At 33.3% G+C, this 15,713-nt stretch carries 15 protein-coding genes; all 15 read right to left on the reverse strand.

What is annotated here, in order from left to right:
• Positions 1-3: 3 nt before the first annotated feature.
• Genes ispG through DEFDS_RS09145 form a run of 15 tightly spaced genes read right to left on the reverse strand, consistent with a single transcriptional unit; the run spans position 4 to position 15,523 of the window.
• Positions 4-1,056: a flavodoxin-dependent (E)-4-hydroxy-3-methylbut-2-enyl-diphosphate synthase gene (ispG, locus tag DEFDS_RS09075; protein WP_013008500.1), complete on the reverse strand. Its 1,053-nt coding sequence runs from the start codon at positions 1,054-1,056 to the stop codon at positions 4-6.
• Entirely contained in the window at positions 1,053-1,961 is a 909-nt protein-coding gene (xerA, locus tag DEFDS_RS09080) for a site-specific tyrosine recombinase/integron integrase (protein WP_013008501.1), read from the reverse strand. The genes ispG and xerA overlap by 4 nt, the downstream gene beginning before the upstream one ends.
• Positions 1,951-3,252 (reverse strand): methylenetetrahydrofolate--tRNA-(uracil(54)-C(5))-methyltransferase (FADH(2)-oxidizing) TrmFO, encoded by a 1,302-nt coding sequence (gene trmFO / locus DEFDS_RS09085; protein WP_013008502.1) that lies wholly within the window; start codon positions 3,250-3,252, stop codon positions 1,951-1,953. The genes xerA and trmFO overlap by 11 nt, the downstream gene beginning before the upstream one ends.
• 7 nt (positions 3,253-3,259) lie before the next feature.
• Positions 3,260-5,596 carry a type I DNA topoisomerase gene (gene topA / locus DEFDS_RS09090; protein WP_013008503.1) on the reverse strand — a complete coding sequence of 779 codons (2,337 nt, stop codon included), beginning with the start codon at positions 5,594-5,596 and terminating at the stop codon, positions 3,260-3,262.
• A 47-nt stretch (positions 5,597-5,643) separates the two neighbouring features.
• Positions 5,644-6,057, reverse strand: a complete 414-nt coding sequence (locus tag DEFDS_RS09095; protein WP_041223710.1) for a DUF494 family protein — start codon at positions 6,055-6,057, stop codon at positions 5,644-5,646.
• On the reverse strand, positions 6,057-7,166 hold the full coding sequence (dprA, locus tag DEFDS_RS09100) for a DNA-processing protein DprA (RefSeq protein WP_041223970.1): 1,110 nt from the start codon (positions 7,164-7,166) through the stop codon (positions 6,057-6,059). The genes DEFDS_RS09095 and dprA overlap by 1 nt, the downstream gene beginning before the upstream one ends.
• A complete protein-coding gene (locus DEFDS_RS09105) occupies positions 7,166-8,251 on the reverse strand; it encodes a M20 metallopeptidase family protein (protein WP_013008506.1) in 1,086 nt (361 codons plus the stop codon). The genes dprA and DEFDS_RS09105 overlap by 1 nt, the downstream gene beginning before the upstream one ends.
• 1 nt (position 8,252) lies before the next feature.
• The gene (gene fabI / locus DEFDS_RS09110; RefSeq protein ID WP_013008507.1) at positions 8,253-9,020 is read right to left on the reverse strand and encodes an enoyl-ACP reductase FabI; all 768 of its coding nucleotides are present in this window, start codon (positions 9,018-9,020) and stop codon (positions 8,253-8,255) included.
• Between the two features lie 11 nt (positions 9,021-9,031).
• The gene (gene radA / locus DEFDS_RS09115) at positions 9,032-10,360 is read right to left on the reverse strand and encodes a DNA repair protein RadA (protein ID WP_013008508.1); all 1,329 of its coding nucleotides are present in this window, start codon (positions 10,358-10,360) and stop codon (positions 9,032-9,034) included.
• Positions 10,347-11,378, reverse strand: a complete 1,032-nt coding sequence (gene ruvB / locus DEFDS_RS09120) for a Holliday junction branch migration DNA helicase RuvB (protein WP_013008509.1) — start codon at positions 11,376-11,378, stop codon at positions 10,347-10,349. The genes radA and ruvB overlap by 14 nt, the downstream gene beginning before the upstream one ends.
• A complete protein-coding gene (locus DEFDS_RS09125; RefSeq protein ID WP_013008510.1) occupies positions 11,378-11,935 on the reverse strand; it encodes an HD domain-containing protein in 558 nt (185 codons plus the stop codon). Before DEFDS_RS09125 ends, ruvB begins: the two co-directional genes overlap by 1 nt.
• Positions 11,932-12,888 (reverse strand): prolipoprotein diacylglyceryl transferase, encoded by a 957-nt coding sequence (lgt, locus tag DEFDS_RS09130; protein WP_013008511.1) that lies wholly within the window; start codon positions 12,886-12,888, stop codon positions 11,932-11,934. Before lgt ends, DEFDS_RS09125 begins: the two co-directional genes overlap by 4 nt.
• Positions 12,888-13,760 (reverse strand): DMT family transporter, encoded by an 873-nt coding sequence (locus tag DEFDS_RS09135; protein WP_013008512.1) that lies wholly within the window; start codon positions 13,758-13,760, stop codon positions 12,888-12,890. The genes lgt and DEFDS_RS09135 overlap by 1 nt, the downstream gene beginning before the upstream one ends.
• Entirely contained in the window at positions 13,753-14,655 is a 903-nt protein-coding gene (locus DEFDS_RS09140; protein WP_013008513.1) for a DMT family transporter, read from the reverse strand. Before DEFDS_RS09140 ends, DEFDS_RS09135 begins: the two co-directional genes overlap by 8 nt.
• Positions 14,624-15,523, reverse strand: a complete 900-nt coding sequence (locus tag DEFDS_RS09145; protein WP_013008514.1) for a DMT family transporter — start codon at positions 15,521-15,523, stop codon at positions 14,624-14,626. The genes DEFDS_RS09140 and DEFDS_RS09145 overlap by 32 nt, the downstream gene beginning before the upstream one ends.
• Positions 15,524-15,713 lie beyond the last annotated feature (190 nt).

Here is a 15,713-nt window from a genome sequence, read left to right on the forward strand (position 1 = left end):
ATATTACTTAGCTAAATCTTCGTTTAAAATTTTTAAAAACTCATCCAGTAAGTCTTCTTCTTCAACCTTTTTTACTACTTTACCCTTTTTAAATATTATACCAACCCCTCTACCACCAGCTATACCATAATCAGCCTCTCTTGCCTCACCAGGTCCATTAACAGGGCACCCCATCACAGCAACAGAGATCTTTTTATCAAAAACCACAAGAGCCTTTTCAACCTTCTCTGCAAGCTCTACCAAATTTATCTCACACCTACCACAGGTTGGGCAAGAAACTATATCTACCCCTCTTTCTCTTAAACCAAGAGCTTTTAAAATCTCAAAGCCAACTCTTACCTCTTCTACAGGGTCCGCTGTCAAAGAAACTCTCAAAGTATCACCTATCCCCTCTGCTAAAAGTGTACCAATGCCAACTGCTGATTTAATTGTACCTGAAAAAAATGTACCAGCTTCAGTAACACCAAGATGAAGAGGGTAATCAGACCTTTTAGAAAATTCTCTATATGCTTCGATAGTCATCATCACATTGCTGGCTTTAAGAGAAAATTTCATATCTTCAAATCCGTTGTCTTCAAAAAACTGCTGGTACTTCAACGCTGATTCCACCATTGCCTTTGCAGAAACACCATATTTTGATTTTAGCTCTTTTTCAAGCGAACCTGAGTTTACACCAATCCTGATTGCCACATTATGCATCTTTGCAGCATCTATAATTTTTTTTACATATTCAGCTTTTCCTATGTTTCCAGGATTAATCCTAATCCCATCCGCGCCATTTTCCATTGAAAGTATTGCCAGCCTATAATCAAAATGAATATCAGCAATAAGTGGGATATTAATCTTATCTTTTATAAATCTAATAGATTTGGCTGCCTCCTCATCTACAACAGCTACCCTAACAATCTCACAGCCAGCATTTTCTAAAGATTTTATCTGATTAATTGTAGCCTCAATATCTCTTGTATCAGTATTGGTCATAGATTGGACAGTTATAGGGTTATCCCCACCAATTTTTAAATTGCCAAGCTCTATAATCTTTGTTTTCTTTCTCATTTAAGCTCACCTTTGCCATAAGGGTGTGTTTTATCATATACTTTGAGTATCTCAGATAAGTTTAGATGAGTATATTTTTGTGTTGTAGCAAGGCTTGAATGTCCAAGCAATTTTTGAATAGTCCTCAAATCAGCTCCATTTTCAAGAAGGTGTGTTGCAAAAGTATGTCTAAATGAATGAGGGCTATAATTTAACGGAAGGCCAGCTTTTTTAAGGTATTTATCAACTATTCTTCTTACTGATCTATCGGTAAGTGCTGTCCCAAATTTATTTATAAAAAGATGGTCAGTATTTACTATCCCCTTTTGAACAATATTTTCTCTCACAGATAAGTATTTTTTTATCAAATCCATAATATAGTCAGAAAGAGGGATAACCCTCATCTTTTTCCCTTTACCAAAAATTCTAACCCTCATTCCACCAAAATCGATATCATCAAGTTTTATATTAACAAGCTCTGAAACCCTAACTCCAGTCCCATACAAAAACTCCAAAATCAGTGCATCACGAATACCCGAAGGGGTTTCTTTATCCGGCAGTTCAAGTAAAGAAAAAATTGTATCTATATCGAATACGGTAAAAAGTTTTTTATCTTTTTTTGGAAATTTTATCATCCTTGCTGGATTATCTTCAATTAAGCCTCTTTTTATTAAAAACTTGAAGAATGAACGTAAAGTGGCAATCTTTCGCTCTATACTACTCTTTGAAAAACCTTTATCATACAAATAAGCAACAAACATTCTCAAGGCAAAATAATCTATCTCTTTTAGACTCTTATCCTCATCTTTTATAAAAGAAACGAGGTCATTTAAATCATTTAAATAAGATTTTACTGTATTACTACTAACCTGTCTTTCACTAATTAAATAATTTTCAAAATAGTCTATAGCTTCTTTAAGCTTCACTCTGCAGATACTCTTTTAGTGCATTCAACGCTCTATTGCTGAGCTCCAACTTTTTTCTCTTCTTATCCCTGATCTTTTTATCAAGAGGTGGAAGCATACCAAAGTGAAAGTTGCTAGGTGTATAATCTTTTTTATGAGTTGAAACATATCTTGATAATGCACCAAGCGCTGTAGTTTCTGGAAAAGGTTTTATCTTTTTGCCATTAAAATAGTTTACTAAAAATTTTGCTATAATAAGTGATGTGGCTGCTGATTCGATATACCCTTCTACGCCTGTAATTTGCCCAGCAAAGAAAAGTAAGTCATCTTTATATCTAAAAAATGAGTCCAAATAATCGCAGGCTCTCACATAGGTATTTCTATGAATTGAGCCATATCTCAAAAATTCTGCATTCTCAAGCCCAGGTATTAGTCTAAAAACTTCTTTTTGAGCTCCAATTTTCATTTTAGTTTGAAAACCAACAATGTTGTAGGCTCTACCCTCTACATCCTCTTTTCTAAGCTGAACAACGGCATAGTATTTTTTACCAGTTTTTGGATGCTCAAGCCCTACAGGTCTCATTGGTCCAAATAGTAAAGTTTGCTTACCACGAGCTGCAAGCTCCTCTATTGGCATACACCCTTCAAAAACTGCACCTTTTTCAAAATCTCTAAACTCCACCTTTTCAGCTTTCATCAGTGCATCATAAAAACGATCGAACTCCTCCTCTGTCAAGGGGCAGTTGAGATAATCACTTTCCCCTTTGTTGTATCTACTTTTGAAAAAACATTTTGAATAATCTATAGATTCTGCATCAACAATTGGTGAGATGGCATCATAAAAATAGAGCTCTCCACCAAAAAGATTTTTCAGCTCTTTTGATAAATTGTGTGATGTGAGAGGCCCAGAAGCAACAACAAGTGGTCTATCTTTTGGTATCGATTTTACCTCTTCTCTGATAACTTTTATATTTTCATGATTTTCTAAAATCTCTGTAATCTCCTTTGCAAACTTTTCTCTATCTACAGCAAGGGCGTTTCCTGCTGGTACTCTATTTTTCTTTGCAACTTTAATAATCAAACTATTAAGCATTTCCATTTCAGCTTTTAATAAACCTGATGCAGTATCCAGCGACTCAGCCTTTAGAGAATTTGAGCAAAGTAGTTCACCCAGAAAACCTGTTTCATGAGCCTCTGTCATCTTTTTAGGCCTCATCTCGTATAAAACTACTTTTATACCACTTTCAGCAAGTTGAAATGCAAGCTCGCTCCCTGCAAGTCCACCACCAATTATCGTTACAATTTTATCCATAATTACCCTATTTTTTTACTGTGATTGTGCCATCCTCTAAGGTGATAGCACTTTTTGTATTTTTGCATTCTGGATAGTTTTCGCAAGCAAAAAAACTACCTCTTCTACTTCTTTTTAAAACCATTTTACCGCCACATTTTTCGCAAGTGATGTCATCTATTTTTTTTATAACAGGGATAATTTTGTCATCCTCAACTCTGAAATTTGCAGTAAATTTACAGTCTGGATAATTTTCACAACCCAAGAATAAACCGTTTTTCCCTTTTTTTATAAACAGGTTGCCGCCACATTCTGGACATTTCTCATCAATCTTTTCATTTTTTTCAATCACTTTTATTCCATCTTTAAGCCTAATAAAATTTTTTATATTTTTACATTCTGGATATCCACTGCATGCAAGAATCTCTCCAAACCTGCTTTTCTTAATTACCATTTCACTGCCACATTTTTCACATTTTAGACCGGTTGATTCGCCATTTTTTCTTTCCACAAGTTCTATTAAACCGTTTTCACCCCTTTTAAAATCTGAACTGTATTTACAGTCTGGATAATTTTCACAGGCTACAAAAGGTCCATTTTTACCATATTTTATAATCAAATCGCTTCCACATTCTGGGCATTTTTTGTCAATACGCAAATCCATCACAAGTTTATTTTCAGCCTTTTTTAACTCCTGCTCAAAACTACTGTAAAAATCTGACAACACCTTTTTCCAATCAATCTCACCCTTTTCCACCTGATCTAAATCTTTCTCCATTTCGGCTGTAAATTTAACATCAAAAATTTTTGGAAAATTTGTTGTTAAAAGTTTATTTACTATCCTACCAAGCTCCGTTGGATAAAAACGGCGTTCTTTCACCTCTACATAGCCTCTATCCACAATTGTAGAAATAATCGTTGCATAGGTAGAAGGCCTACCAATCCCTTTTTGCTCTAAGGCTTTGACAAGAGTAGCTTCGGTGTATCTTGGCGGAGGTGAAGTAAACATTTGCTTTGAAACTATTTCTTTTAATATTGCTAAATCAGATTCTTTAACATCAGGGATAATCCCTTCTTCATCATTTTCTGATTCGTTGTCTTTCCCCTCTACATAAAGTTTCATAAAACCATCAAATTTTAAAATCTTACCCCTTGCAACAAAAGTGTAAACACCGTCGCTTATCTCTATTGTGCTTTTATCAAAAATCGCTGGTGCCATCTGGCTGGCCACAAATCTTTCCCAAATTAATTTATAAAGTTTATATTGGTCTTGGGTTAGATAATTTTTCACCGATTCCGGTTCTCTTAAAACAGAGGTTGGCCTGATAGCTTCGTGTGCATCCTGAACGTTTTGCTTTTTCTTTGATACCCTTTTTTCATTACTGCAATACTTTTCTCCAAATCTTTTTAATATATAATTTTGAGCTTCACTTTTAGCATCATCAGAAACTCTTGTAGAATCGGTACGCATATAAGTAATCAAACCCGTAGGCCCCTCAGCTCCAAGCTCAACCCCTTCATAAAGTTGTTGGGCAATCATCATTGTCTTTTTTGCAGAAAAGCTTAGCTTCCTGGCAGCTTCCTGCTGCAATGTGGATGTAATAAAAGGTAGAGGAGCAAACTGTTTGACCTCTTTCTTTTCAACCTTTGAGACATAAAACTCGTGATCTTTAATCTCTTTTTTAAAATTATCAACCTGCTCCTGAGTATTTAATTCAAACTTTTTACCGTTCTTTTTCTCTAATCTAGCTTTAATTTCATGATTATTGCACAGGAAAATACCATCGACTAAATGATATTCTTTAGGGACAAACTTTTCTATTTCCTCTTCGCGCTCACATATCAGACGAAGAGCCACACTCTGCACTCTTCCTGCTGATAAACCGTACTTTAAAGGTTTCCATAAAAGAGGGCTTACAAGATAACCAACAAGTCTATCAAGAATCCTTCTTGATTGCTGAGCATTAACCCTTTGAATATTTATATCTTTTGGGTTTGAAATCCCTTCTGCGACCCCTTTTTTCGTAATTTCATGAAATTCTACTCGCTTAATATTTGGGTTTTTCTTTTTAACCTCTTCAGCAATATGCCAAGCTATTGCCTCCCCTTCTCTATCTGGGTCAGGGGCAAGGTAAATCGTATCACTTTTTTCTGCCTCTTTTTTAAGAGCATCTATTATCTTTTTCTTCCCTTTGATAACTCGATATTTTGGTTTAAACCCATTTTCTATATCAACACCAAGTTCATTTTCGGGCAAATCTTTTACATGGCCAACACTTGCCATTACTTTGAAATCTTTTCCTAAATATTTTTCTATTGTTCTTGCTTTTGCTGGAGACTCAACAATCACTAAATTTTTAGACATTTTTCACCCTTTTGATTAATAAATAGTTTTGAGATACTAAAAAATAATCAATTAACAAACTCATCCATACTGCCATTATCAAAATCAATAAGTTTCCTACGCTCAATTAATATATATAATAGTGTTTGTTTAATATTTTCTACATCTACTTTCCCATCTACATCCATACACCTATCAATCAACTCTTCAATCACAAGCAGGTCAACTGCACCTGAAAGTTGTAACTTCTGAATATATTGCATACCAGCTTCAGTAAACTTATCTTTTTCAGACTTTGAAAAATACCTAACACCGTTTGTGGGAGTAAAATTTCCAAAATCGAGATAGCTAAGGACTTGTCTTATTTCATATTTTTCAAAACCTGATTTATAAAGCATTGTAGCGATGTCAATTTCATCAATTAGCTCATAAGATTCCACAAAATCAACAATCATATTTAAAGCAATTAAGATTTTCTCCATCAATTGCTCCTTATATAATATTTTCCATCTATTTCTATATAAATTAAACCTTTTAATTCCATCATGGATAGCTTATTCATAATGCTTACATAATCCAAATTAATAGATAAACAAAGCTCATCAATATTTTTGGGAAATAACGCCAAAGCGTTGTAAATCTTTTCTTCCAGAGCATCTTCAAAGTTTATATTAGTTTTATTATCTTTTTTGTCAATTATTTTAATATTATCCACATATTTGACAATATCTTCTAAAATATCGTAGTAGTTTTCTAATAGTTTCGCACCTTCTCGTATCAGTTTATTTGTCCCTCTGTTTTTCTCTTCTGGCCATATTGGAACTGCATAAACATCTCTATTTTCTTCCATTGCAAGTCTTGCTGTTATTAGAGAACCACTTTTTTCAGCAGCTTCCACAACCACCACACCATAAGACAAACCTGCAATTATTCTGTTTCTTTTTGGAAAATTATATGGATCAGGCTTTGTATTTATAGAAAATTCTGTCAAAGCACACCCTTTCTCTACCAGCTCTTTAAAATATCTTCTATTACTATCAGGATAAACATATTTTAGTCCACAACCCATAATTGCAGTAGTACTACCCTTTTTCATAGCACCTATATGTGCAGCAATATCAATCCCAGCTGCAAATCCACTCACTACATTTATTCCAACTTCAGCAAGCTCCATACCTAATTCTTCTGCAAATTTTAAACCCCTTCTACTTGCTCGTCTAGAACCAACAATTGCTATCATCGGTTTTTCTAAAACCGATAAATCTCCATAACCATACAAATAGGCTGGGGGGCTTGAAATCTGTTTTAAAAGCTCTGGATAATCCTTGTCCTCATAAAGGATCATTGAGATATTATATTTTTTGATTAACTCAAGCTCTTCTTTTACAAAATTATGGTCAACTTTTTGCAAATCGATTAAGCTTGCAATCTTCTCTCCAAAATCAGAAATTAATTCATCAATCCCTTTTTCAAATATGCTTTGTAAAGTATTATATTTTTTTACCAGGTTGACAATTATATTGTCCGAAACACCTTTTATCGATTTCAAAGATAAATAATTTTTTATTAATATTTCTCTATCAAAATCCATTAAATATTTTTTAACAAAATCTCCCAAAATTTAACGGCACAATCAAGTGCCTTATCAGGAACCTTAAAATTTATATTATGTAAAGGAACCACTTCTTCACCTTCTTTTATCCCAACCCTAACAAAAACCCCAGGGACAATCTTTTGATATAATGCAAAATCCTCTCCACCCATAGATTTTGGGATATTTTTAACAACTTTTTCACCATTATTTTCAAATAGATCTATAATTTTTAATGATAAACCTTCATCATTAATCACTGGTGGTGTCCCATCCTCAATAACCAAGTCTATTTTTATGTTGTAAAACTCCTCAATAGATTTACAACAATTTTCTAACTCAGATTTTAGAAATTCTAATAACTCATCTTTAAAGTACCTAAAAGTACCATCAATTCTTAACTCTGATGGCAGAATGTTTCCTGCAGTACCACCTTCAATTTTACCAAAAGTTATCAATGATTCGTAAAGTGGATTGATTTTCCTTGAAACAATCTTTTGTGCCATATTAATAAGATCTGCCGCTGCAACAATTAAGTCATTGCCCAGATGTGGATAAGCCCCATGGGTACCTTTTCCTGTTAGAGTAATATGAAAATGATTTGAGCCTGCCATCAATTCACCAGGTTTAATCCCATAAGTACCAAGCTCTATTTCAGGGTCAACATGGATACCATATATTTCATCCACTCCATCAAGTCCGCCATTATCTATAATGATTCTTGCACCAGAGACTATCTCCTCAGCTGGCTGAAAAATACACCTAATATTCACATCAGGGGTAATTTCCCTTTTTACAATTTTCTGCAAAATTAACAACAATGCTGATGTGTGTAAATGATGACCACACAAATGTTTAGCTTCAGTCTTGTCAGCATTAATAGGCAAAGCATCTATATCAGCTCTGATTGCAACTGTTTTAGATTTACCAAAATCAATTGTCCCAAAACAACCTGTATCCAAAACTTTGTCTATTTTAATGCCATTACTTTTTAAAAAATTTACAATATATTCCGTTGTTTTGAACTCTTTAAACGAGATTTCTGCTATCTGCTCTAAGTCGTGTAGAATTTTATATTCTATCATATTAAAGCCCTAATATATTGTATCCACTATCCACATACAATATATCACCAGTAACACCACTAGCCAAATCACTGCAAAGGAAAAGTGCCGCTTTTGCAACATCATCCTGAGTGACATTTCTTTTAAGTGGTGCTCTCTCCTCAATTAATGACAAAATTGTCCTAAAACCAGAGACACCGCTTGCCGCCAAAGTTTTTATTGGGCCTGCAGATATAGCATTTACTCTGATTTTTTTCTCACCTAGCTCATTTGCCAAATATCTCATTGAAGCCTCTAATGCAGCTTTTGCAACACCCATAACGTTGTAATTTTTAACTACTTTTACAGAGCCATAATAGGTCATAGTAATAATAGAACCACCTTCATTCATCAGAGGTTCTGATAATTGGGCAAGCTTTACAAGAGAATAAGCACTTACTTCCATCGCAGTTAAAAACCCTTCTCTACTTGTATCGATAAACCTACCCTTCAAATCCTCTGCAGGAGCATAAGCAATAGAGTGAACAAGTATATCAAATTTCCCAAACTCTTGCTCAACTAACTTAAAAGTTTCTTCTAACTCTAACTCATTGGTAACATCACATTTTACACAAAATTTTCCATTTAGCTCTTCAGAAATAGGCTTAACCCTTTTTGCCAAAGGTTCCGATGCATAAGTAAAGCCTAACTCTGCCCCTTCCTCTTTGAATCTCTTTGCAATTGCATAAGCAATAGATTTATTATTTGCTACACCAAATATTAAAGCTTTTTTGCCATCTAATAATCCCATGATTTATCCTCCTAAATATAGTTTGTTATCTCATTTATATGTTTTATAGCAAACAGTTCAACCGATTTGTCTGAAACATTATTCATATTCCCAATTATCTTCTTGATATTAAACCGTTTTGCTTCATTTATTCTCATATCCAAAAAAACAGGTGTCCTAACTTCGCCGGTCAACCCTACCTCACCTAAAAATACCGCATTTTTCTCAATTGCAATATCTCTGAAAGAAGAAATTATCGCAGCACAAACTGCCAAATCAACAGAAGGCTCAGTTATTTTCAAACCTCCAACTATATTCAAATAAACATCACAGGTAGACAAATTAAATCCACATTTTTTCTCCAAGATAGCCAACAACATATTTAATCTATTCAAATCAAATCCTGTTACATTCCTCTTTGGATAATTAAAATATGTTTGCGAAACAAGTGCTTGTATTTCCACCAAAAAAGCTCTTGTCCCTTCCATTACAACTGTAAGAGCCCTACCTGGTGCATCACTGTTATTATCAATAAAACTACTTGATCTGTATTCAATGAGCCCTTTACCTGACATTTCAAAAAGCCCCACCTCATTGGTGGAACCAAATCTGTTTTTTACTGCTCTTAAAATTCTCAAGCCTCTTTCATAATCCCCTTCAAAATAAAGCACCGTATCAACTAAATGCTCTAAAACTTTGGGCCCAGCAATAACACCATCTTTTGTTACCTGCCCTACGATAAATACTGAAACACCCTTGCTTTTTGCAAATTCCACCAACTTATGGGTTACATATTTTACCTGACTAACTGTACCTGCAGCTGATGAGATTTCCGAAGAATAAATCGTTTGTATCGAGTCAATTATAATCACATCAGCTCTTTTATCACTCAATGAATCCAAGACATCTTCTATATTGTTTGTCGCAGAAAAAAATAGCTCATCTCCATTGATATTCAGTCTGTCACATCTAAGTTTTAACTGTGTTAAAGATTCCTCACCACTGAAATAAATAACTCTTTTTCCATGTTTGGATAATTTATCAGAGATTTGCAGCATAATTGTTGATTTACCTATACCAGGTTCTCCACCTATTAAAACTACGCCACCTTTTACAACCCCTCCACCTAAAACCTGATCAAACTCATTAATTCCGGTACTAAATCTTTCGGTTTCAACACCTTCTATATCAGATATTCTCTTAATTTCTAATCCATTTCTTTTCTTTCTAATTTCACTTTTCGACTCTTCAATTTCTTCCACAAAGCTATTCCAGCTACCACACTCACTGCACTTTCCAACCCATTTTGGTGTTTTATATCCGCAGACCTGACAGACAAAGGAAGTTTTACTCTTCTTCATCCAAAAACTCTTCAATTGTCATCTGATACCCTTTAAAAGGGATATTCAAATGTTCATATGCAAGCGGTGTAACTACCCTACCTCTTGGAGTCTTTTTAATAAAACCTTTATAAATCAGATAAGGTTCTATCACATCCTCCAAAGTATCCTTCTCCTCAGAAAGGGTAGCTGACAAAGTTTCAATACCCACAGGCCCCCCGTTATACTTTTCAATAATTGCTAACAAAAAGTTTCTATCATTTATATCAAGTCCAGCACTATCTATTTCAAGACGATTTAGCCCAAAATCTGCAATCTCTTTAGTAACTACACCATCATTCATAACTTCTGCAAAGTCTCTAACTCTTCGCAATATTCTATGGGCTATCCTTGGTGTCCCACGACATCTTGAGGCAATAACCATCGCGGCACTATCATCAATTTCCACACCTAATACCTTCGCCCCTCTTAAAACTATCTGTTTAAGCTCATCAACATCATAAAAATCCAATCTAAATATCATTCCAAATCTATCTCTAAGAGGTGAAGTTAGTAAACCTGCTCTTGTAGTCGCACCGATTAAAGTAAATTTTGGTAAATCGATTTTTATAGTCCTTGCAGCTGGCCCCTGACCTATAATTATATCAAGTTTAAAATCCTCCATAGCAGGATACAGTATTTCCTCAACAGATGTATGTAATCTATGAATTTCATCAATAAACAAAACATCGCCTTCTGAAAGATTTGTCAGTATCGCAGCTAAATCACCTGGTTTTTCTATAGTAGGTCCACTAGTAGATTTTATGCTTACACCAAGCTCGTTTGCTATAATATTTGCTAAAGTAGTTTTCCCAAGCCCTGGAGGCCCATAAATAAGACAGTGATCTAACGGCTCTCCTCTCTTTTTAGCTGCTTCAACAAATATTTTCAGATTTTCTACAATCTTTTTCTGACCAACATACTCATCAAAACTATTTGGTCTAATATGGATTCCCTGAATATCCTCTTCTCTTCTTTCTGGATCAAACATTTCTCTCATTAAACACCCAAGATATCAGCATTTTTGGACAAAGCTTCTATTAAAAAAGCGATATGCTCATCCAGATCCACACCTAACTCTTCTACCCCTTTATAGATGTCCTCTCGATTTACACCCCTTGCAAACGATTTATCTTTTAATTTTTTCTTCACACTTTTAACTTTCACATTTGCTATTTTTTTATCTGGTCTTACATAAGCACAGGCAAGTAAGAAACCTGAAAGCTCATCTACAGCAAAAAGTGTCTTAGCCATCAAAGTCTTTCTCTCAACACCAGTATAATCTGCATGACCTAAAATAGCCTCTATTATATCTTCTGGATACCCTCTTTCTTTTAGAATCTCTGCACCTTTATAGGGATGCTCCTCTTCAGAAGGGTATTTTTCATAGTCAAAATCGTGAAGCAAACCCACAACTCCCCACTTTTCCACATCTTCACCAAATTTTTCTGCATAAGCTCTCATTGCAGTTTCTACAGCCAAAGCATGCTTTATAAGACTATCACTTTTAGTGTATTCTGTAAGCAGTTGATAAGCTTCCTCCCTACTCACATTCATAAAATACCCCCTTTGTTTTTACCTTTATAAACCAAAACTGAACCTATAACAATCATAATAAGACTTGCAAGATGTGGTGCTCTCAAAAACCCTATCATCAAATCATCTGCTCTAAAACAAGTTACAAATCCTCTAATGACCCCATAAAAGATAAGATACAATCCAGAAATCACACCTTTTCCAATATTTTTATCATCTTTCCAAAGTCTAACAAGGAAATAGCCACATATAAAATTTAATATCATTTCATAAAAAAATGTGGGATGCACTGGTAATGTGCCAAAATCTTGATAAGCTGGGGGATTATATTTTGGAGAAAAACTAATCCCCCAAGGGACATACTCTTTTAATTCATAAATTTTTCCTTGAAATTGAACCGTCAACGCACCCTTTTCTTTTATTAAATCCATCAATTTTGAAACTTCGACAGGATTGTTTTTCAAACCAAAGGTTTTTAAAACCGTACTCCAGAATTCAGGGAAAACATTTTTAACTTTAAATATAATCGATGGTGGAGTAATAGTAGGGACACCATGAGCTTCGCCATTTGCAAAATTACCAAATCTTCCAACCCCTTGAGATATTAATAAAAAAGGCAATACCATATCCCCATATTGAAAAATCCTTATCCCATATTTTTTACAGTATAAATAGGCAGCAATTATCCCACCTATTATACCTCCATGAATAGCAAGTCCACCATGCCATATTGCAATAATCTCTTTTGGATATCTACTGTAAAAATCCCACTTCAAAACTACATAATAAATTCTTGCACCTATAATAGCACCTATAAAAGTGATAATTATCAAATTTTCTATTAACTCCTTAGAGAAACCAAGCTTTTGCCCCTTTTTTTTGACAAAATATAAAGTCATTAAAATCCCAATCAAATACATTAAACTATAAACCCTGAGCTCAAATACACCTATTTTGAATATATACGGGAACACTATTTTTCCCCCTTTCTTGAGCCAATTATTATTGCTACAAATATTAAAATTATTCCAATAAATTTAAACTTGTCAATAGTCTCACCAAAAAAGATATAAGCTAAAAATGAAGCTATAACAGGCTCACCAAGGGTGGTAAGAGAAACCACACTTGTTTTTATATACTTTAAAGCCCAATTAAAAGCTGTATGCCCCAAATTTTGCGATACCACAGCTAACAAGACCATAAAAATATACGATTTTACGCTGTAGCCAGTAAAAGGGATTTGCATCAGAATGGATGTTATCAATAAAATTATAGCTGCAAAAGTATACACCAAAACTATGTAGCTCAAAATATCCATCTTTTCTCTTAGTTTGCTACCCACCATTAAATAAAAACTTACAAAAAATGCCGATGATATTGCCAAAAAATCACCGATAAGTGCCTTTTCTCCAAAAGCAAAATCGGCATTCGAATCACCCAAAGCCAATATTGCTGATCCTACTATTGCCAGGATAATGGCAATTATTATCTCTTTGCTCTGCTTCTCCTTCAAAATGATATAGGATAACACCGCCACAAATATAGGGCCAGTAGATAGTAAAACAACACTACTTGCAACTGAGGTATATTTTAATGATTGAAACCATGTAACAAAATGTAAAGCTAAAAATAATCCACCAGCAAAACCATAAATAAAATCCGCTTTTTGAAAATCAAACCTTTTACCACCTTTTCTAAAATAGATGATATTTAAAATGGTGGAAGCAATTACAAGCCTATATGTTGCTATCATTATTGAAGGGACATCTTCACAAAACCTTACAAAAATAGCAGCAAATGAAACAGATATTATACCAAATAGTAAGACAATATAAACCCTAATCATTTATTCCTCTATTAAAATATTTTCTCAATAAAAATGGGCCTACTTCAGAAATTATTATTGAAAGTAAAATAAGAAATGAACCAATATATTGCTTAAAGGCAAGTATCTCAGCCCCTATTAGATAACCAAAAAATGCAGCTGAAACAGGCTCAAAAGTAAATATCAAAGCAGCCTTTGTGGGTGTAGTATATTTTTGCATCAATATTTGAATGAAAAAAGCCACTACAGTAGCAAAAACGCCTGTTAATATAAACGCAAATATCAGCTCTCCATTAAAAGTAATATCAAATAAGTTTTCTTTAAACAGAAGTGAAAAAAGAAAAGATAAAACAAAAATCACTAAAAACTGAATAAAAGTTAAAATAACCACATCATACTTTTTCGAATATATATCTATCAAAATTATGTGTATAGCGATAAAAAAAGCATTTAGAATTAAAAATACAATCCCTATATTAAACTCCGCAACTTCCCCATAAAAAGATATCATATATAGACCACTCAAAGCAAAAATTACACCTATTATAGAGGTGATTCTAGGGACTTGTTTCAAAAAGATCACACTTAAAATTGGGACAAATATAACATATAAACCAGTTAAAAAACCTGCAATTGAAGCAAGCGTATATTTTAAACCTATTGTTTGAAAAGCAAAAACAGCAAAAAGTGTCAAACCCAAAAACAGACCAGGGACAAACGAATCTCTCAGTTTATCCACCCTTTTAAACACAAAAAAAAGCATAATTATCGTTGCTAACCCAAATCTAATTGTTAAAAAACTAAAGACATTTACATCTTCTATGGCTTCTTTAATGATAACAAATGTAGAACCCCATATAAGACTTATAAAAATAAGTGATATATCAGCAATATACTCTCTTAACTTTTCTCTCATAAATTATCCTGTAACTATTTGGCAATATAATACCAAAAACTAACAAAATTCCACCAATAAACTGAAACAGCCCTATCTTTTCTTTAAATAACATAAATGATATCAATAAAGTAGCAAAAGGCTCAATTGATGAAAATATGGAAACATAGCTACTTCCTATAAGCTGTATAGCTTTATAAAGCAATATAATCCCCAAAGATGTTGGAATTAAACCTAACAAGAAAAGAAAAGGTAAATCTTTTATCGCGATAGTTCCTATGTCGTTAAAACCAAATACCATATAAAAAAACAGAGCAAACAAAAGCACATAAAAAGTAAATGTATAGTAGTTGAGTTTAGTTAAAACCTTTTGTACAGTCAAAAGATAGCATGTAAAAGTTAACATTGCCAAAATTCCCATCGATACATTGATTAATGGAATATTAAAATTTATTACATCATAAAAAATAAACAAAATTCCTAATCCTATTATAATAAGAGCAAAAACAGATATTTTATCAATTCTATTTTTGTATACTATTGCAGCTAAAATTGTAACAGTAAAAGGGTACATATAGAGTATAAATGAAGTCATTGAAGCTCCAATGAGCTTTACAGATAAGAAAAAAAATGTAGCTTGTAAACCATATAGAACAAAGCCAACAATAAAACATAATAAAAGATTCTGTTTTGATATTTTCAAAATGTTTCTATCCTTTATCAAAATGTAAAGTAAAAAAATTATTGTGCCAAATAAAAACCTGTAGAACAATAATGTGTTTGTATTATAACCTTTCAAATACCCGATTTTTGCAAAAATTGCTAAAGTGGCAAAACAAAAAGAGGAAATTATCGCCAATAAGCTCCCTTTAAAAAACACTGAGTGCATAAAGATATTTACTCCTTTTTGACATTTTTATATATTATTAATTTTTATTTTACAACTACATAATTACAATGTAAGTTTTTTTACAAAATACCAAATAAATGAAAATTTAATAATTTTGAGATTACTTCGGAACAAAAGTATCTTGCAATGCCTTGGAAATTTGTAATTGCAAGTTTTAGATATACAATTT

Source organism: Deferribacter desulfuricans SSM1, from assembly GCF_000010985.1.
Lineage (GTDB): Bacteria > Chrysiogenota > Deferribacteres > Deferribacterales > Deferribacteraceae > Deferribacter > Deferribacter desulfuricans.

Coding starts and splice junctions, on each gene's coding strand:
- ispG (WP_013008500.1), bottom strand. CDS start 1,056: ATGAGAAAGAAAACAAAGATTATAGAGCTTGGCAATTTAAAAATTGGT.
- trmFO (WP_013008502.1), bottom strand. CDS start 3,252: ATGGATAAAATTGTAACGATAATTGGTGGTGGACTTGCAGGGAGCGAG.
- topA (WP_013008503.1), bottom strand. CDS start 5,596: ATGTCTAAAAATTTAGTGATTGTTGAGTCTCCAGCAAAAGCAAGAACA.
- DEFDS_RS09095 (WP_041223710.1), bottom strand. CDS start 6,057: ATGGAGAAAATCTTAATTGCTTTAAATATGATTGTTGATTTTGTGGAA.
- dprA (WP_041223970.1), bottom strand. CDS start 7,166: ATGGATTTTGATAGAGAAATATTAATAAAAAATTATTTATCTTTGAAA.
- DEFDS_RS09105 (WP_013008506.1), bottom strand. CDS start 8,251: ATGATAGAATATAAAATTCTACACGACTTAGAGCAGATAGCAGAAATC.
- fabI (WP_013008507.1), bottom strand. CDS start 9,020: ATGGGATTATTAGATGGCAAAAAAGCTTTAATATTTGGTGTAGCAAAT.
- radA (WP_013008508.1), bottom strand. CDS start 10,360: ATGAAGAAGAGTAAAACTTCCTTTGTCTGTCAGGTCTGCGGATATAAA.
- ruvB (WP_013008509.1), bottom strand. CDS start 11,378: ATGAGAGAAATGTTTGATCCAGAAAGAAGAGAAGAGGATATTCAGGGA.
- DEFDS_RS09125 (WP_013008510.1), bottom strand. CDS start 11,935: ATGAATGTGAGTAGGGAGGAAGCTTATCAACTGCTTACAGAATACACT.
- DEFDS_RS09135 (WP_013008512.1), bottom strand. CDS start 13,760: ATGATTAGGGTTTATATTGTCTTACTATTTGGTATAATATCTGTTTCA.
- DEFDS_RS09140 (WP_013008513.1), bottom strand. CDS start 14,655: ATGAGAGAAAAGTTAAGAGAGTATATTGCTGATATATCACTTATTTTT.
- DEFDS_RS09145 (WP_013008514.1), bottom strand. CDS start 15,523: ATGCACTCAGTGTTTTTTAAAGGGAGCTTATTGGCGATAATTTCCTCT.